Below are 14,982 nucleotides of genomic sequence, written 5' to 3'. Positions count from 1 at the left end.
CTCACCCGTCCGCCGCTAAGTCCGAAGACTTCGCTCGACTTGCATGTGTTAGGCCTGCCGCCAGCGTTCGTTCTGAGCCAGGATCAAACTCTCAAGTTGAAAGTCCCGAAGGACTATCCTTGACGTCGAAACCTTCGCACATCTAACCTGGTCATAAAAACCAGGTTAACCTTCTGTCCGTTAGTCAAAAACCAACAAGACAGTGAAGCTAAACTATCATCATCGCCAAAAGGCTAGATAGCCAGAATATGCAAACATCCAGACGCCGAAGCAACCAAACCGCCCGCATATCCCTTCAGAATATACATCAATGTCAAAGAGCAGGGACTAAAAATTTGCAGGAAACGCTAAACTCAGCGCTTCCAACCGCTTCCTAATCCACCCAAGCGTTCCCGCCCGCCCCGATCCGTCTCCGTTTCGGTAAGGCGGTGTCTAAGACCAACTAACAAAACACGCAAGAAGAAAATGACATGCGATGTCGTTTTTATGTCAGAAACCGCAAAACATGCCGTTTCTTCCATCTTACTATAAACACTATAGGGCACAGCCAAATCCCGCCCTACCCCGTAATGACGCCTTGACCAGATGTCATATGCAGGATTCTATCCCGCCAACCCGATAGAGGACCCTGATCATGCCCACTCCTGCCGAATCGAATCGTAATTCTGCCGCCAAATCCGTCTTGTCCTCCGATCTTCGCATTACGGGCGATGTATCTTCGGACGGTGCCGTGGAAATTCTGGGCATCGTGGAGGGGACTGTCACCGCACAATCGCTCATGGTCGGTGTGGACGGCGCACTGAACGGCACCGTTTCGGCCGAGACTGTTGAAGTGAAGGGCCGTCTGGATGGCCGCATCTCCTGTGCCACACTGACACTTCGCGGTCATTGTACGGTTGCGGCAGATATCACCTACCGCAACCTGATCATCGAAAGCGGCGCCACCATTCAGGGCCGCTTCAAGCAAGATAAAAGCTGATTACAGACGGTATATCTCGCGGAACTTCGCCTCGAGGTAACCAAGCAATGGCTCCGCATCCGGCTCGAATCCGCACGCATGGCGGATCGTGTCGCGGGGCCCGCGCAAACCGCCATGCCGCTGCAGGTTTTCCCGCAGCCAGCCAACGGCCTCTTCGGTGCGCCCCTGCGCCAGCTGTGCATCAAGATCCGGCACAGCCTCACGCATGGCCTGATTCAGACAGCCGGCATATACGTTGCCAAGGGTATATGTCGGGAAATATCCGAACAGCCCGATCGACCAGTGCACATCCTGCAACAGGCCATGTGCAGGGCGATCCACCGCCACGCCGAAATCGCGCAGGAAGCGGTCGTTCCACGCCTCCTCCAGATCTTCCACATCCAGACTGCCTCGGATCAACTCCCGCTCCAGATCGAAACGCATCATGATGTGCAGGTTGTAATGCACCTCATCCGCTTCGGTCCGGATGAAGCCGGCATTCACACGATTCACCGCGCCAAAGAATGCCTCTTCCCCGCCAAGACCCAGATCGCCAAAGCGTTCGGTCATCTCGCCATACAAATGGCCGGTGAACGCACGGCTGCGGCCAAGCTGGTTCTCGTAGATCCGGCTCTGGCTTTCATGAACGCCCATCGACACACCGCCCCCTACCGGGGTCAGCAGGTAGTCGGAATCAATTCCCAATTCGTAACACGCATGCCCCACCTCGTGAATGGTGGAATAGATGCAATTGAACGGATCGCTTTCCACCACCCTTGTGGTGATCCGCGCATCATTGCCGGAACCGGAGCTGAAGGGGTGAACCGCCAGATCAAGACGGCCCCGGGTGAAATCATAACCGAAGGTCTGCGCCAGATCGCGGGCCAGGCGCATCTGCCCTTCCTTGCCGAAATGCCCGACCAGCGGGGCGGGCTGATGATCGGCTCCCAGAATAGCTTCCCGCAGGGCGACCAGCCTGGGCCGCATCCGGTCGAACAAGGCGCCGATGGTATCTGCCGTGGCTTCGGGCTCGTAATCATTGATCAGGGCATCATACAGATCCCCACCCCCGGCCAATGCGGCCGCCTCTTCGCGCCGCAGACGCACGACACGCGAGAGGATCGGCAGAAACGCCGACACGTCATCCTTTGCCCGGGCCTCGGCCCAGATGCCCTGGGCGACGGATGTTACCCGCGCCAGCTCCTCGGCCAGACTGCCGGGAACCTTGGTGCTGCGCTCGTAGCTGCGCCGGATCAGCCGCAGCTGTGCCGCTGCAGCGTCATCGGCAGGCTCGGCACGGGCCAGCCATTCGGCGATCCGCGGGTCGGTGCGGCGCGCATGCAAAACGCCCTCCATCGCGGCCATTTCCTCACCACGTTGCTCGGCGGCCCCGCGCGGCATCATGGTTTCCTGGTCCCAACCCAATCGGCCCGCAACCTGCGACAGCGCCTCGGTCTGGCGCTGGAACGCCATCAGATTTTCATATGCGGTCACAAGGTGCCCCCCCGGATGGATGTGGTGATCGGATATTGCGCCAGATGGCGCGCCCGCAAGATCAGTACCCAAAGCACAATCGCGCCCAGCTGGTGGGTGATTGCCGGATGCAGCGCAGCAGCGGTTACCGCAGCCGTAATCCCCAGCAAGACCTGAACCACCAGCATGCCCATCATCATGTAATAGGCACGGCGGGTGGACTTATGCGGCGAACGGCGGCCCCGCAGAAACACGACGATGCCATAGACAAACAGCAGATAGGCCGTCATCCGGTGAATGAACTGGACAAGTCCCGGATTCTCGAAAAATGCGCGCCACGAGTTCCCCTCGACTGCAGCCACGTAGAAGGCATCCGCCGGAAAGAAGGACCCGTTCATCAGCGGCCATGTCGGAAAGCTGCGCCCCGCATCGATTCCCGCAACCAATGCGCCCAACAGGATCTGCAGGAACGCCAGATGCAGCAGGCCCGTGGTCATGCCGAACAGCTTACCCTCGCGGACCCGGCGGGCCTGCAGCAGCGCACCCTCGGTGCGCCCCATCTGCAAGGCATACCACGTCAGGAAACCGAAGATGATGAATGCGATGCCCAGATGCGTGGCCAGACGGTAACTTGCGACCGTGGTCATGCCGCTTTCCAGCCCCGATGCGACCATCCACCAGCCGATTGCGCCCTGCAGGCCCCCAAGGCCACCGATCAGCAGCAGGCGGCCCTTCCATCCCGGTGGAATCTTTCCCAGCAGCCAGAACCCGACGAAACCGATCGCCCAGACAAAACCGATCATCCGGCCAAGGAACCGGTGCCCCCATTCCCACCAGTAGATCTGCTGGAATTGCGACATCGTCATGCCTTCATTGGCAATCTGGTATTGCGGGCTTTGCTGGTAAAGATCGAATTCCGCCTGCCAGTCCGCCCCGTTCAATGGTGGGATCATTCCCGTCACGGGTTTCCACTCGGTGATCGACAGGCCCGAATCCGTCAGGCGGGTCAGGCCACCGATCAGGATCATGGCGGCCACCATGACGAACATCGCGATCAGCCAGACGCGGATGGCCCGCCTTGCCCCGGCAGGCCGGTCGATGCCGCCCCGAACAGGCGGGGCGGTACTCGTGCCCTCGGTCACATCCTCGAATATGCTGCGTTTCGCCATCATCAGGGCCCTTTTCGTTTTGATGCGGAGACTAGGGCCCCTCTCCTACCCCTTCAAGGGCTGGTAAGGTCAACCGGCAGCACTGTCGTGTGCTTGATCTCCTCCATCGATAACAACGCGGTGACATTGTGGATTTTCACCTCGGTTATCAATGATTGGTAAAAGCGGTCATAGGCCCGCGCATTTTCAACCCGCACCTTCAGGATATAGTCGATGTCCCCCGCCAGCCGGTGCGCCTCCAGCACCTCCGGGCGTTCGTGCAGGGCGTGCAGAAAACGCCGCTGCCATTCTGCCTCATGTTCCGATGTCCGGATCAGCACGAAAAAGCACGCCTCCAGCCCCAGTGCCTCGGCATCCAGCAGAGCCGTCTGGCGCAGGATCACACCCGCTTCCTTCATCCGGCGGATGCGATTCCATACCGGCGTCTTCGAACTGCCGACCTTTCTGGCAATCTCATCAAGTGATTGCGCGGCATCCAGTTGCAGTTCCGCAAGGATCTTCCGATCCATCTCATCCAATCGGGCTACCATTCGCGCTCCATCCGGTTTACGGGAACGTCGTTCCCTCTCGTTCCTGTATTCGAACATCCGTTCTTATCCGCAAGAGGATATAGCCCGCAGGGGGAATTATATCCTATATAGAGAGGCAACAGCCACGCCACGACGACGGAGCGCAGAGATGAAGCCGACACCAGCACAGACCCATGCCGTGACCTTTGCCGGTGCCGGCCCCGGTGCGGCCGATATGCTGACACTCGGCGTACTGCGGGCCATCGAACAGGCGGACGTGGTCATACATGACCGTCTTGTAGGCCCCGAGGTCTTGGACCTCATCCCCGCAGGAACCCTGCGCGTGGATGCGGGCAAAGAGGGTTTCGGCCCCTCCACACCCCAGGCGGCAATTCATGCATTGATTATCGGCCATGCCGGAACGGGCGCGCGGGTGGTGCGGCTGAAAGGTGGCGATTGCGGTATCTTCGGCCGTCTTGACGAAGAGCTGGAGGCGCTGGAGGCAGAGGGCATCCCCTATCGGATCATGCCGGGCCTGACTTCCGCCGCAGCGGCTGCGGCCGCCATCGGGCAAAGCCTGACACGCCGGGGCCGGAACAAGGGCCTGCGGATCCTGACGGGCCATGACATGGATGGCTTTGCCGATCAGGACTGGGCAACTCTGGCCCGCACCGGCGAGGTTGCCGCGATCTACATGGGGAAAAAAGCGAGCCGCTTCATCCAGGGCCGCTTGATGATGCACGGAGCCGCTGCAGATACCCCCGTGACACTGGTCGAAAACGCCTCCCGCGCGGACCAGCGGATCATCAGCGCGACCCTGTCCACACTCAGCGATCGGGTCTCCGGGCTTTCCGGCCCTGCCATCCTTCTTTACGGCCTTGCACCGCGTGCAGCCGTCCAAGCATTGAACGAATTGAACGAGGCCACCGCATGAGCCGTAAATTTACCCCGAAAGTCGTCACGGCAAATGATCTGCTGGTAGGTGACGTGGTCTATCTGACGGCCACCAACGAATGGACCCGTGACCACGCCAAGGCAGAGCTGATCGAAGATGAGGCACATGCCCAGCTTCGACTGCTGGAAGGCGCAGGCCAGAAGAACATCATCGTGGGGGCATATCTTGCCGATGCGCGCCTTGGCGAAAACGGCCCCGAGCCGGTCCACTTCCGCGAAGTGTTCCGCACACGCGGGCCATCAAACTACGCCATGGGTAAGCAGGTGGGCGAATTGCCCGGCCCCCGTTCCTGATCCCTCCGACATCGAGGACGCCAAATGTATAGCTACTCAGATTTCGACGAAGCTTTTGTTCGCAGCCGTGTCGCACAGTTCAGCCAGCAGGTTTCCCGCCGCATCGACGGCAGCCTGACCGAGGATGAATTCAAGCCGCTGCGCCTGATGAACGGCCTGTATCTGCAGCTGCACGCCTATATGCTGCGGGTCGCAATTCCCTATGGCACGCTGTCGTCGCGCCAGATGCACCAGCTGGCGCATATCGCCCGGACGTGGGACAAGGGGTACGGCCATTTCACCACACGCCAGAACATCCAGTACAACTGGCCCGTTCTGGGGGATGTGCCCGCAATCCTCTCGGCCCTGGCCGATGTGGAGATGCACGCGATCCAGACATCGGGCAACTGTGTGCGCAATGTCACCTCCGACCATTTCGCAGGCGCCGCCGCGGATGAGATCGAGGATCCGCGCCCCTATGCCGAACTGCTGCGCCAATGGTCCACGGACCACCCGGAATTCCAGTTCCTGCCACGCAAGTTCAAGATTGCCATCACTGGCAGCCCGAATGATCGTGCCGTCACCAAGGCACATGACATCGGCCTGCGCATGCTGCGCAATGCCAAGGGCGAAATCGGGTTCGAGGTCATGGTCGGCGGCGGCCTTGGCCGCACCCCGATGATCGGACAGGTCGTGCGGGATTTCCTGCCGGTCGCCGATTTGCTGCCCTATACCGAGGCTGTCCTGTCGGTCTACAACCGCCTTGGCCGGCGCGACAACAAGTACAAGGCACGTATCAAGATCACCGTGCATGAAACCGGGCTGGAGGAAATCCGCAGGCTGGTCGAAGAGCGGTTTGCTGAGATCCGTCCGGATTTCCACGGGCATGACCAGGTCCTGCTGGATGATATCCGTGCAGCCTTTGCCCCACCTGCATTCCGCAATGCACCGACCGATGCGCATGACCAGTTCTATGCCGCCGATCCGGTTTATCGCGCATGGTGCGACACGAACCTGACCCGGCACCGCAACTCCGAATATGCGATCGTGACCATCAGCCTGAAGGCGCAGGGGAAAACCCCAGGCGATGCCACGGCGGACCAGATGGATCTGATGGCGGATCTCGCTGCCCGCCTGGGCCATGATGAACTGCGCATCAGCCACGAACAGAACGTCATTCTGCCGCATGTGCATAAATCGGATCTTCCTGCGCTTCATGCAGCTTTGTCGGCTGCCGGGCTGGGCACGGCGAACGTCGGTCTCATTTCCGATATCATCGCCTGCCCCGGAATGGATTATTGCGCCCTGGCCACGGCCCGCTCCATTCCCGTGGCGCAGGATATCGCACTGCGCTTTGACGAGTTGAAGCTGGAGCATGAGATCGGGCCGCTGAAGCTCAAGATTTCAGGCTGCATCAATGCCTGTGGCCACCACCATGTGGGGCATATCGGCATCCTGGGCCTCGATCGGGCCGGTGTGGAAAATTACCAGATCACGCTTGGCGGTGACGGCACGGAAACGGCCGTGATCGGCGAACGGGCAGGCCCCGGCTTTGCCTATGACGAGATCGTGCCCGCCATCGAACGTCTGGTTCAGGCCTATCTGTCCCTGCGGACCGAGGAAACGGAAACCTTCCTGCAAACCTACCGTCGTCTGGGCCTGCCTCCGTTCAAAGCCGCCCTTTATCCGGCGGAAGGGGCGCAGGATGCTAAATGACACACCAATTGCAACGCGCGCCGCACATCTGAACAACCGCTACCGCCACCATTCAGCCACGTCGGTGATGGAACTGGCATTGCGCGATCGCGATGTCGGCAGAACGGCACTGGTTTCGTCCTTCGGGGCGGAATCGGTGGTGCTGCTGCATATGGTATCGGTTCTTGCCCCGAACCTTCCGGTTCTGTTCATCGACACGCAGATGCTGTTTCCGGAAACACTGGCCTATCAGGCCGAGGTTGCAGACAAGCTGGGCCTGACGAACATCATCACCATCCGCGCCGATCAGGCTGCGGTGGAGTTCGATGACCCGGACGGTACATTGCACCAGTTCAGCACGGATTCCTGCTGCGCCCTGCGGAAGACAGTTCCGCTGGAGGCGGCGCTTTCCGGTTATGATGCGTGGATCACCGGGCGCAAACGCTTTCAATCCGGCACCCGCGCCGCCTTGGAATTCTTTGAACCGGATACCGACCACCGCATGAAGATCAACCCGCTGGCAATGTGGGGACGCGAGGATATTGCGGATTACATGGTGAACAACCGCCTGCCCCGCCATCCGCTGGTGGCGCAGGGGTATCCGTCCATCGGATGCGCCCCCTGCACCAGCCCCGTCGCCCCCGGTGAGGATCCCCGCGCCGGACGCTGGCGTGGCAGCAACAAAACCGAATGCGGCATCCATTTCATCAATGGAAAACCCGTTCGCATCAAAACGGAGGACGCTGCATGAGCGTTATTGTAACTGATCAGGGCTTCGGCCCGGACGATTTCAACGGTGTCATCGCCTCTCCCGATGAATGGGTGGCGGGGGCCGCACTAGATATGGCCAATACCGACGATCCGGCCCTTTGGGCGGACCGGCTGGCGGATGTGCCGATGATTCGTGTCGCATTCCCCTCTTCGGCTGACGGCCGCGGCTATACCGTGGCCGCCCGTTTGCGCCGCTTGGGATATCAAGGGCGCCTGCGTGCCTTCGGCCATGTGCTGTCGGATCAATACGGCATGGCCCGCCGCGTCGGTTTCGACGAGGTGGAAATCAACGACGATCTGGCTGCCCGCCAACCCGAGGACCAATGGCTGTTCCGGGCCGATTGGCGTGAACACAACTATCAGGCCCGCCTTCGATCCTGAGCCGGGGTTACGCCCGCACGCGCGATACCCTAGAAAAAGGACACCCAATGACAGAGACCGCAATGACCGTGAACCCCGTTACCGACCAAAGCCCTGCCAAACCAGATCCGAACGCGCAAACCGTAACTTCGGTGCGCCACTGGACAGATTCGCTGTTTTCGTTCCGCGTCACGCGGCCCGCATCATTGCGCTTCCGCTCGGGCGAATTCGTGATGATCGGCCTGCCGGGGGATAACGGCAAGCCGATCATGCGCGCCTATTCCATCGCTTCCCCGAATTGGGACGAGGAGCTTGAATTCTATTCGATCAAGGTGCCGGATGGTCCACTGACGTCGCGCCTGCAGAATATCCAGGTTGGTGACCAGATCATCCTGCGCCCCAAACCGGTCGGCACCCTGGTTCATGATGCGCTGATCCCCGGCAAACGCGTATGGTTCCTTGCCACCGGAACCGGGCTCGCCCCCTTCGCTAGCCTGATGCGCGACCCGGAAACCTACGAAAAGTTCGACGAGGTCATCATGATGCACACCTGCCGCACGGCAGAGGAGCTGACTTATGGCCGCGAACTGGTCGAAGCGCTGGAAAAAGACGAGCTGATCGGCGAGATGGTTGCGGGAAAACTGCGCTACTATCCAACCACGACCCGCGAAGATTCGCCTTTCATGGGCCGGATCACCGATAACCTGACCTCGGGCAAGGTGTTCACCGATCTGGGTCTGGAACCGATGGATCCGGCAACCGACCGCGCGATGGTGTGCGGCAGTCTTGCCTTCAATCAGGATGTCATGAAAGTTCTTGAAGGGTTCGGCCTGAACGAAGGTGCCAACTCCGAACCCCGCGAATATGTCGTTGAAAAAGCATTCGTAGGTGAGGGCGTTTAAAACGCCCCCCCTGTTTCTTATAGCCCCAAGGCGCTGCGGGCGGCTGTCAATGCCTGCTCCAGCGTTTCGGGCGTCTGCTCGGCTGCGGCAAGCGCGCGCTTCAGCGTCTCTTTTACCGCATCGGGAATATCCCGGCTGTCGATGTAATCGCGGGCCTGTGCGGCATCATAGTTCTCCACTGTGAACAGATCACTGGGCGAAAGCTCTGAAATCGCCTGCGTTGCAGCCTGGCTGGCAAGGGTTGCGGCCTGCTGCGCGCGCGTGGCGGCGGCGGCGGCCGTATCCGCGGCATCCTGCGCCCGGTCCGATTCCGCTGCTTTCTCCAGGGCGGCCGCAGCATCGGCCTCGGCATCCGAGGCGGCAGCAACGGCGGCATCGGCCGCAGCCGAGGCATTCGCTGCAGCGGTGGATGCATTTCCGTCGGCAGCATTCTCTGCCGCCGTCTGCGCAGCGGCGGCGGCATCCTCGGCCTCTTCCTGAGAAGCCTGTGCATCGATCGCTTTTGCCGCAGCGGCGCGGGCGTCTTCTTCTGCAGGAAGATAAACGAATTGGTAATAGGCACCGGCGGCAAGCAGGGCAGCCACCGCAACAGCCAAGATGGATTTCAGCATTTGTGTCTATCTCCTCATACCGCGTTTCGCGGTTCACATTCCGGCAATTCAACGCTTTCCCTCACTAACCGTTCCCTTCCCGCACCGCCACGTGCGATTCGGGTTGAAAAGGCAGCGCGAGAAGCCTAGTTTCTTGTTCAAATATTCAATGGCCGAAGGACGCAGACCATAGCCCGCAGACCCCATAACGCCCCGCCGCAACGCGATACCGGACCCCGCACCAATGACCGGATCCGTTCACCGGAAATCCGCCTGATTGGTGCAGACGGCGAAAATGTCGGCGTTGTCACGCCAGCCCGTGCAATGGCCATGGCCGCCGAAGCAGGATTGGATCTGGTAGAGATTTCGCCGAACGCGGAACCCCCGGTCTGCAAGATCATGGATTTCGGCAAATTCAAGTATGAGCAGCAGAAGCGCGAGGCTGAGGCCCGCAAGAAGCAGCACATCATCGAGATCAAGGAAGTCAAGTTCCGTCCCGGTACCGACACGCATGACTATGACGTCAAGATGCGGTCCGTTCTGCGGTTCCTGGGTGAGGGCGACAAGGTCAAGGTGACCCTGCGCTTCCGTGGCCGCGAAATGGCCCACCAACAGCTTGGTCTTGAACTGCTGAACCGTGTTGCGGCCGACGTTTCCGCCGAAGAGGCCGGCAAGGTTGAATCGATGCCGAAACTCGAAGGCCGCCAGATGGTCATGATGATCGGCCCGTCGAAGTAAGCCACCGCTTCGCAGAGTAACCGAACAGCGCAGGATTTCCTGCGCTGTTCTGATTTAGGGGCTGTCGATACTGGTGGCCATCTGGAGAAGGATGTCGGTCCGTGCCTCGGTTGCCGCGGCACGACATGACATTTCCACCAGTCGCTGCATGGTACCCCCCGCATAGGGCCAGGCTTCTGCAGCGCAACCCTGGTCTCGCACGATCAGCCATGCCCGCTGCGCCGTGCGTAAGGCATCCGCCGCGCCGCGGCTTTCGGTGGGCAGGGCGGAATCGATTTTGGCCATCCGCGCCATCGCGTTTTCATAGGCATCATTCAGCGCCTGATCCGCCACATCCTCTATTGTCGCCGCGCAGGCATTCATTTCGGTTTGTGTGGAGCTGCCGCGACAGGCCTCTCCGGCCAGTGCCGGTCCTGAAAGGCATAGGATTGCCACGGCTGCCCGAAAGATCATCAACGTCACTCCACATTCGGCGTAAAATTACGGGGATGTCACGGGACAGACAAGTCGGGCTGGAAAAAGTGGCAGCGATCCGCTACGCGCGATGGCATGACCCAAACGCTCACGCTTCGTCGCCCCGATGACTGGCACCTGCACTTGCGCGATGGCGCAATGCTGAGGGCCGTACTCCCCGAGACTGCCCGCCATTTCGCGCGGGCGATCATCATGCCCAACCTTGTTCCGCCGGTGGTCACCGCGGCCGATGCTGTCGCCTATCGCGACAGAATCATGGCCGCCCTGCCCGACGGTATGGCATTCGAGCCGCTGATGACGCTGTACCTGACGGAACATACGGATCCGGCGGATGTGCGCGCTGCGGCCGAAAGCGGGCTGATCCGCGCGGTGAAGCTCTATCCCGCCGGGGCCACGACCAATTCGCACGGCGGCGTGCGCGACATGGACAAGGTGCGCGGCGTGCTGGAGGTGATGGCGGAACTGGGCCTGCCCCTGTGCATCCACGGCGAGGTGACAACACCCGAAGTGGACATCTTCGATCGGGAAGCCGTCTTCATCGATACGGTGCTGGACCCGCTGCGTCGCGCCACCCCCGGGTTGCGCGTGGTCATGGAGCATATCACCACCGCCGATGGCGTGGCCTATGCCCGTTCGGCGGATGATCTGGCCGCCACGATCACGACACACCATCTGGTCATCAACCGGAACCATATCCTCGTCGGGGGTATCAAACCGCATTACTACTGCCTGCCTGTCGCCAAGCGCGAAGAGCATCGTCTGGCCCTGCGCAAGGCAGCCACGTCGGGGGATACCCGCTTCTTCCTCGGGACGGATTCCGCCCCGCATACCGATGCGCTCAAGGAACATGCCTGCGGATGTGCCGGCTGTTTCACCGCGACCAACACGATGTCCATCCTTGCCGAAGTCTTCGAGCAGGACAACGCGCTGGACCGGCTGGAGGGGTTCACCTCCCTGCACGGGCCTGCATTCTACCGCCTTCCGGTGAATGGGGACACGATAACCCTGACAAAGGGGGCACCCGTCACCTACCCTTCGAAAATCGACATTGGCGAGGGCCATGTCACCGTGTTCGACCCCGGCTTCCCCCTGCACTGGACCGTCAAATGATCCCAACATCCTTTCCCCCGCGCGAAGAAATTGCCCGCCTGACGGCGCGCATGCTCCTGGAAATCAAGGCCGTGCATTTCAACGCGGAAACGCCGTTCACGCTGGCTTCGGGGCTGCCGTCCCCCACGTATATCGATTGCCGCAAGCTGATCTCCTATCCACGCATCCGCAGCACGCTGATGGATTTCCTGACCGTCACGGTAATGCGTGACGCCGGGTTCGAGGCCTTCGACAATATCGCAGGCGGAGAAACAGCGGGCATCCCGTTTTCGGCCCTGGTGGCAGAGCGTATGGCCCTGCCGATGACCTATGTCCGCAAGAAGCCCAAGGGCTACGGCCGCAATGCGCGCATCGAGGGTGTGATGACCGAAGGGCAGCGCGTCCTGCTGGTCGAGGATCTGACCACCGACGGCGGCTCCAAGCTTTCGTTCGTGGATGCGATTCGGGAAACGGGGGCCACCTGCGCCCATACGGCTGTCATCTTCTATTACGGCATCTTCCCTGACACGACCCAGCGGCTGGCCGATCACGGCGTCTCGCTTCACCACCTGTGCACATGGTGGGACGTTCTGGCCGAGGCGCGGGAAAGCGAAGCCTTTGACGAGGCAACCCTTGTCGAGGTTGAAAGCTTCCTGCGCTCTCCGCGCGCATGGCAAGACGCCCGCAAAGGCTGATCCCCGCACGGGCGGCGCATTACCCTTTGCGCCGCCCCCCCGCTTCGCGTTATGGTCCACGCTTACCCGAAAGCGCGATGGCCCATGAACGAGATCACTCAATTCCGCCCCAACAGCCCCGATGACGGCGAGACGATGCCGCATAACATCGAAGCGGAACAACAGCTTCTGGGCGCAATCCTGACGAATAACGACGTCTATGACCGGATCAGTTCGCTCTGCAAGGCGGATCATTTCTATGATCCCGTGCACGCCCGTATCTTCGAGGTTGCATCTGCCCGCATCCAGAAGAACGCACTGGCCTCGCCTGTTACGCTGAAGGCATTTCTCGAAGATGATCCGGGTCTGCGCGAACTGGGCGGGCCCGCCTATCTGGCGCGGCTGGCCGGGGCTGCGATCTCGGCCTTTGCGGCGCGGGATTATGCCCAGATGATCTACGATCTGGCTGTCCGTCGTGAACTGATCGGCCTCGGGCGGGACATTGCGGCCCGCGCGGCCAAGGTCGATGTCGCCTCCGAACCGAAAGAGCAGATCATCGAGGCGGAACAGCGCCTGTACAAACTGGGCGAACAGGGCGTTGCCGAACGGGGCTTCCAATCCTTCCTGAAGGCCGTGACCGATGCGGTGAACGTGGCCAATGCCGCCTATCAGCGCGATGGGGGCCTGGCGGGTATCTCGACCGGGTTGATCGATCTGGACAAGAAGCTGGGCGGATTGCACCCTTCCGACCTTCTGATCCTGGCTGGCCGTCCATCCATGGGGAAAACGTCGCTTGCCACGAACATCGCCTTCAACGTGGCCAAGGCCTACAAGCGCGGGATAACGCATGAAGGCATCGAGGGCCCTGTCGAAGGCGGGGTCGTCGGGTTCTTCAGCCTCGAGATGTCGGCAGAACAGCTGGCCGCTCGTATCCTGTCCGAAGCATCCGAGGTGCCGTCCGAACAGATCCGTCGGGGGGATATGACCGAGGGGGAATTCCGCCGTTTTGTCGAAGCGGCAAAGGCGCTGGAAGCCTGCCCGCTTTATATCGACGACACCCCTGCCCTACCCATCTCGCAGGTTGCCGCGCGGTGCCGCCGCCTGAAGCGGACACATGGCCTAGATGTGCTGATCATCGACTATCTTCAGTTGCTGAAGGGGTCGTCAAAGGAAAGCCGTGTTCAGGAAGTCTCGGAAATCACGCAGGGCCTAAAGGCGATCGCCAAGGAATTGAACATTCCCGTCATCGCCCTATCACAATTGTCCCGTCAGGTCGAAAGCCGGGAAGACAAACGTCCGCAGCTTTCGGATCTGCGCGAATCCGGCTCCATCGAACAGGACGCCGATGTGGTGATGTTCGTGTACCGTGATGAATACTACAAGGAGCGGGAAAAACCGGGCGACCATGATCTGGAGGCCATGGCGAAATGGCAGCAGATCATGGAGCAGGTCCATGGCAAGGCCGAATGCATCATCGGCAAGCAGCGCCACGGACCGATCGGCACCGTGGAGCTGTCGTTCGAAGGTCGCTTCACACGGTTCGGAAACCTTGTGAAGCCTTGGCAGCAGGGTGGCGGCGACTTTTAACGCCGCACCGGTCTTGCACTGGCGGCGCGGAATGATTGCATCACCTCGCCGTCGGGATGTTCCTGCGCCAACTTCAGCAGGCCAAAGCGGACGTGGGCCAGCTCCTGATAATAGGTGATGAAGGCCAGATTGACCGTCGCCCCAGTTACGGCCCCCAGAACAGGCACTGTCTGTGCCGCCAGTTTCTGCCCCAGCACCAGTGCAAATCGTGGTGCGACAGATGCGATCAATGCCTGTGCGCCCGCCCCGCGCAGGGCGATCCGCGATGCCAGAAATGCGGTATTCACCCCGTCATCATCGGACAATGGTGTACCGGACCCGAAGACACGCAGGCATTCCAGACGGATCGCCTCGTCCTTGGGGTCAAATCCGTAACTTTCAGCCACCTTCTGGATGGCCCCGAAAAAGATCGAGACGGTCGCCGGCAATTCGACTACGGCCGATCCCAGCCCCGCCATGCCCCCCAGTCCGCCCGAGACGACCGCAGCCAGCCGATGGCCGTGACGCCCCGCCTGCGGCAGGCGGGATTTCCGTGCTGCCGATGCCACGCCATAACATTGGCGCAGACCAAAGGCCGTTGCCTCCTCTATCCGGTCACGTAGCGGCGCAGGAATACGCGACATCAGGCCCTCGGCCTGGTTACCGGCAAGGGACACAACCTTCATCAACGGACCACCCGCCCGTTCGGCACGACGGGCAAAGGCAGCGATCTCGGCCTCAGTCGAGGGGGATAGTGGCGACAGTTCGGGTATTTGCGACATGGGCA

Annotated in this window: 17 protein-coding genes and 1 rRNA gene; 11 read left to right on the top strand and 7 right to left on the bottom strand. The window is 60.8% G+C overall.

Features of this window, described 5'->3' with window-relative positions:
• Window positions 1-99 (bottom strand): 16S ribosomal RNA (locus TR36_RS10255); the annotation flags it as partial.
• 535 nt (window positions 100-634) lie between these two features.
• Here TR36_RS10255 and TR36_RS10250 point away from each other — a divergent pair.
• Complete coding sequence (locus TR36_RS10250; protein ID WP_045391039.1) at window positions 635-979, top strand: polymer-forming cytoskeletal protein; 345 nt, start codon at window positions 635-637, stop codon at window positions 977-979.
• Here the strand turns inward: TR36_RS10250 and TR36_RS10245 are convergent, their stop codons facing one another.
• The 3 genes from TR36_RS10245 to TR36_RS10235 are packed head-to-tail and all read right to left on the bottom strand — an operon-like array spanning window position 980 to window position 4,130.
• Window positions 980-2,452 carry a carboxypeptidase M32 gene (locus tag TR36_RS10245; protein WP_062763151.1) on the bottom strand — a complete coding sequence of 491 codons (1,473 nt, stop codon included), beginning with the start codon at window positions 2,450-2,452 and terminating at the stop codon, window positions 980-982. It lies immediately after the preceding gene.
• Window positions 2,449-3,603: a heme A synthase gene (ctaA, locus tag TR36_RS10240; protein WP_237763552.1), complete on the bottom strand. Its 1,155-nt coding sequence runs from the start codon at window positions 3,601-3,603 to the stop codon at window positions 2,449-2,451. Before ctaA ends, TR36_RS10245 begins: the two co-directional genes overlap by 4 nt.
• Before the next feature lie 50 nt (window positions 3,604-3,653).
• Window positions 3,654-4,130, bottom strand: coding sequence for an Lrp/AsnC family transcriptional regulator (locus tag TR36_RS10235; protein ID WP_045391048.1), 477 nt, complete (start codon window positions 4,128-4,130; stop codon window positions 3,654-3,656).
• A gap of 148 nt (window positions 4,131-4,278) precedes the next feature.
• Here TR36_RS10235 and cobA point away from each other — a divergent pair, with 148 nt between their 5' ends.
• From cobA to TR36_RS10205, 6 genes are read left to right on the top strand one after another with little or no spacing between them, the layout of a single operon-like run.
• Entirely contained in the window at window positions 4,279-5,043 is a 765-nt protein-coding gene (gene cobA / locus TR36_RS10230; RefSeq protein WP_045391051.1) for a uroporphyrinogen-III C-methyltransferase, read from the top strand.
• Window positions 5,040-5,357, top strand: a complete 318-nt coding sequence (locus tag TR36_RS10225; RefSeq protein ID WP_062763149.1) for a DUF2849 domain-containing protein — start codon at window positions 5,040-5,042, stop codon at window positions 5,355-5,357. Before cobA ends, TR36_RS10225 begins: the two co-directional genes overlap by 4 nt.
• Window positions 5,358-5,381: 24 nt before the next feature.
• The gene (locus tag TR36_RS10220; protein WP_045391057.1) at window positions 5,382-7,052 is read left to right on the top strand and encodes a nitrite/sulfite reductase; all 1,671 of its coding nucleotides are present in this window, start codon (window positions 5,382-5,384) and stop codon (window positions 7,050-7,052) included.
• A complete protein-coding gene (locus TR36_RS10215) occupies window positions 7,042-7,782 on the top strand; it encodes a phosphoadenylyl-sulfate reductase (protein WP_045391060.1) in 741 nt (246 codons plus the stop codon). The genes TR36_RS10220 and TR36_RS10215 overlap by 11 nt, the downstream gene beginning before the upstream one ends.
• Complete coding sequence (locus TR36_RS10210) at window positions 7,779-8,183, top strand: DUF934 domain-containing protein (protein WP_045391063.1); 405 nt, start codon at window positions 7,779-7,781, stop codon at window positions 8,181-8,183. The genes TR36_RS10215 and TR36_RS10210 overlap by 4 nt, the downstream gene beginning before the upstream one ends.
• A 47-nt stretch (window positions 8,184-8,230) precedes the next feature.
• Window positions 8,231-9,064, top strand: a complete 834-nt coding sequence (locus TR36_RS10205) for a ferredoxin--NADP reductase (RefSeq protein WP_192841343.1) — start codon at window positions 8,231-8,233, stop codon at window positions 9,062-9,064.
• Between the two features lie 17 nt (window positions 9,065-9,081).
• On the opposite strand, the gene TR36_RS15775 is transcribed toward TR36_RS10205, so the two are convergent.
• Window positions 9,082-9,675 carry a hypothetical protein gene (locus TR36_RS15775; protein WP_045391066.1) on the bottom strand — a complete coding sequence of 198 codons (594 nt, stop codon included), beginning with the start codon at window positions 9,673-9,675 and terminating at the stop codon, window positions 9,082-9,084.
• Window positions 9,676-9,843: 168 nt separating this feature from the next.
• Between TR36_RS15775 and infC the strand changes: the two genes are divergently transcribed.
• The gene (gene infC, locus TR36_RS10195) at window positions 9,844-10,392 is read left to right on the top strand and encodes a translation initiation factor IF-3 (protein ID WP_082714918.1); all 549 of its coding nucleotides are present in this window, start codon (window positions 9,844-9,846) and stop codon (window positions 10,390-10,392) included.
• Between the two features lie 54 nt (window positions 10,393-10,446).
• On the opposite strand, the gene TR36_RS10190 is transcribed toward infC, so the two are convergent.
• Window positions 10,447-10,845: a lysozyme inhibitor LprI family protein gene (locus tag TR36_RS10190; RefSeq protein ID WP_045391069.1), complete on the bottom strand. Its 399-nt coding sequence runs from the start codon at window positions 10,843-10,845 to the stop codon at window positions 10,447-10,449.
• Window positions 10,846-10,941: 96 nt separating this feature from the next.
• Between TR36_RS10190 and pyrC the strand changes: the two genes are divergently transcribed.
• From pyrC to TR36_RS10175, 3 genes are all read left to right on the top strand, one after another.
• On the top strand, window positions 10,942-11,976 hold the full coding sequence (gene pyrC / locus TR36_RS10185; protein ID WP_045391072.1) for a dihydroorotase: 1,035 nt from the start codon (window positions 10,942-10,944) through the stop codon (window positions 11,974-11,976).
• On the top strand, window positions 11,973-12,650 hold the full coding sequence (locus TR36_RS10180) for an orotate phosphoribosyltransferase (protein WP_045391075.1): 678 nt from the start codon (window positions 11,973-11,975) through the stop codon (window positions 12,648-12,650). The genes pyrC and TR36_RS10180 overlap by 4 nt, the downstream gene beginning before the upstream one ends.
• A gap of 84 nt (window positions 12,651-12,734) precedes the next feature.
• Window positions 12,735-14,216: a replicative DNA helicase gene (locus TR36_RS10175; protein ID WP_045391078.1), complete on the top strand. Its 1,482-nt coding sequence runs from the start codon at window positions 12,735-12,737 to the stop codon at window positions 14,214-14,216.
• On the opposite strand, the gene TR36_RS10170 is transcribed toward TR36_RS10175, so the two are convergent.
• Window positions 14,213-14,977 carry an EcsC family protein gene (locus TR36_RS10170; protein WP_045391081.1) on the bottom strand — a complete coding sequence of 255 codons (765 nt, stop codon included), beginning with the start codon at window positions 14,975-14,977 and terminating at the stop codon, window positions 14,213-14,215. The two genes, TR36_RS10175 and TR36_RS10170, sit on opposite strands and share 4 nt — an antisense overlap.
• Window positions 14,978-14,982: the final 5 nt, after the last annotated feature.

The sequence above is a fragment of the Falsirhodobacter sp. alg1 genome (assembly GCF_000739715.2).
Taxonomy (GTDB): Bacteria; Pseudomonadota; Alphaproteobacteria; order Rhodobacterales; family Rhodobacteraceae; genus Falsirhodobacter.
This window is presented reverse-complemented; position numbering and strand designations above follow the sequence as displayed.

What these genes read in the sequence shown, in the direction of transcription:
- TR36_RS10235 (WP_045391048.1), bottom strand. Translation starts at nt 4,130, where the DNA reads ATGGTAGCCCGATTGGATGAGATGGATCGGAAGATCCTTGCGGAACTG.
- pyrC (WP_045391072.1), top strand. Translation starts at nt 10,942, where the DNA reads ATGACCCAAACGCTCACGCTTCGTCGCCCCGATGACTGGCACCTGCAC.
- TR36_RS10175 (WP_045391078.1), top strand. Translation starts at nt 12,735, where the DNA reads ATGAACGAGATCACTCAATTCCGCCCCAACAGCCCCGATGACGGCGAG.
- TR36_RS15775 (WP_045391066.1), bottom strand. Translation starts at nt 9,675, where the DNA reads ATGCTGAAATCCATCTTGGCTGTTGCGGTGGCTGCCCTGCTTGCCGCC.
- TR36_RS10215 (WP_045391060.1), top strand. Translation starts at nt 7,042, where the DNA reads ATGCTAAATGACACACCAATTGCAACGCGCGCCGCACATCTGAACAAC.
- ctaA (WP_237763552.1), bottom strand. Translation starts at nt 3,603, where the DNA reads ATGATGGCGAAACGCAGCATATTCGAGGATGTGACCGAGGGCACGAGT.
- TR36_RS10210 (WP_045391063.1), top strand. Translation starts at nt 7,779, where the DNA reads ATGAGCGTTATTGTAACTGATCAGGGCTTCGGCCCGGACGATTTCAAC.
- TR36_RS10225 (WP_062763149.1), top strand. Translation starts at nt 5,040, where the DNA reads ATGAGCCGTAAATTTACCCCGAAAGTCGTCACGGCAAATGATCTGCTG.
- TR36_RS10220 (WP_045391057.1), top strand. Translation starts at nt 5,382, where the DNA reads ATGTATAGCTACTCAGATTTCGACGAAGCTTTTGTTCGCAGCCGTGTC.
- TR36_RS10205 (WP_192841343.1), top strand. Translation starts at nt 8,231, where the DNA reads ATGACAGAGACCGCAATGACCGTGAACCCCGTTACCGACCAAAGCCCT.
- TR36_RS10190 (WP_045391069.1), bottom strand. Translation starts at nt 10,845, where the DNA reads ATGATCTTTCGGGCAGCCGTGGCAATCCTATGCCTTTCAGGACCGGCA.
- TR36_RS10180 (WP_045391075.1), top strand. Translation starts at nt 11,973, where the DNA reads ATGATCCCAACATCCTTTCCCCCGCGCGAAGAAATTGCCCGCCTGACG.
- TR36_RS10170 (WP_045391081.1), bottom strand. Translation starts at nt 14,977, where the DNA reads ATGTCGCAAATACCCGAACTGTCGCCACTATCCCCCTCGACTGAGGCC.
- cobA (WP_045391051.1), top strand. Translation starts at nt 4,279, where the DNA reads ATGAAGCCGACACCAGCACAGACCCATGCCGTGACCTTTGCCGGTGCC.
- TR36_RS10250 (WP_045391039.1), top strand. Translation starts at nt 635, where the DNA reads ATGCCCACTCCTGCCGAATCGAATCGTAATTCTGCCGCCAAATCCGTC.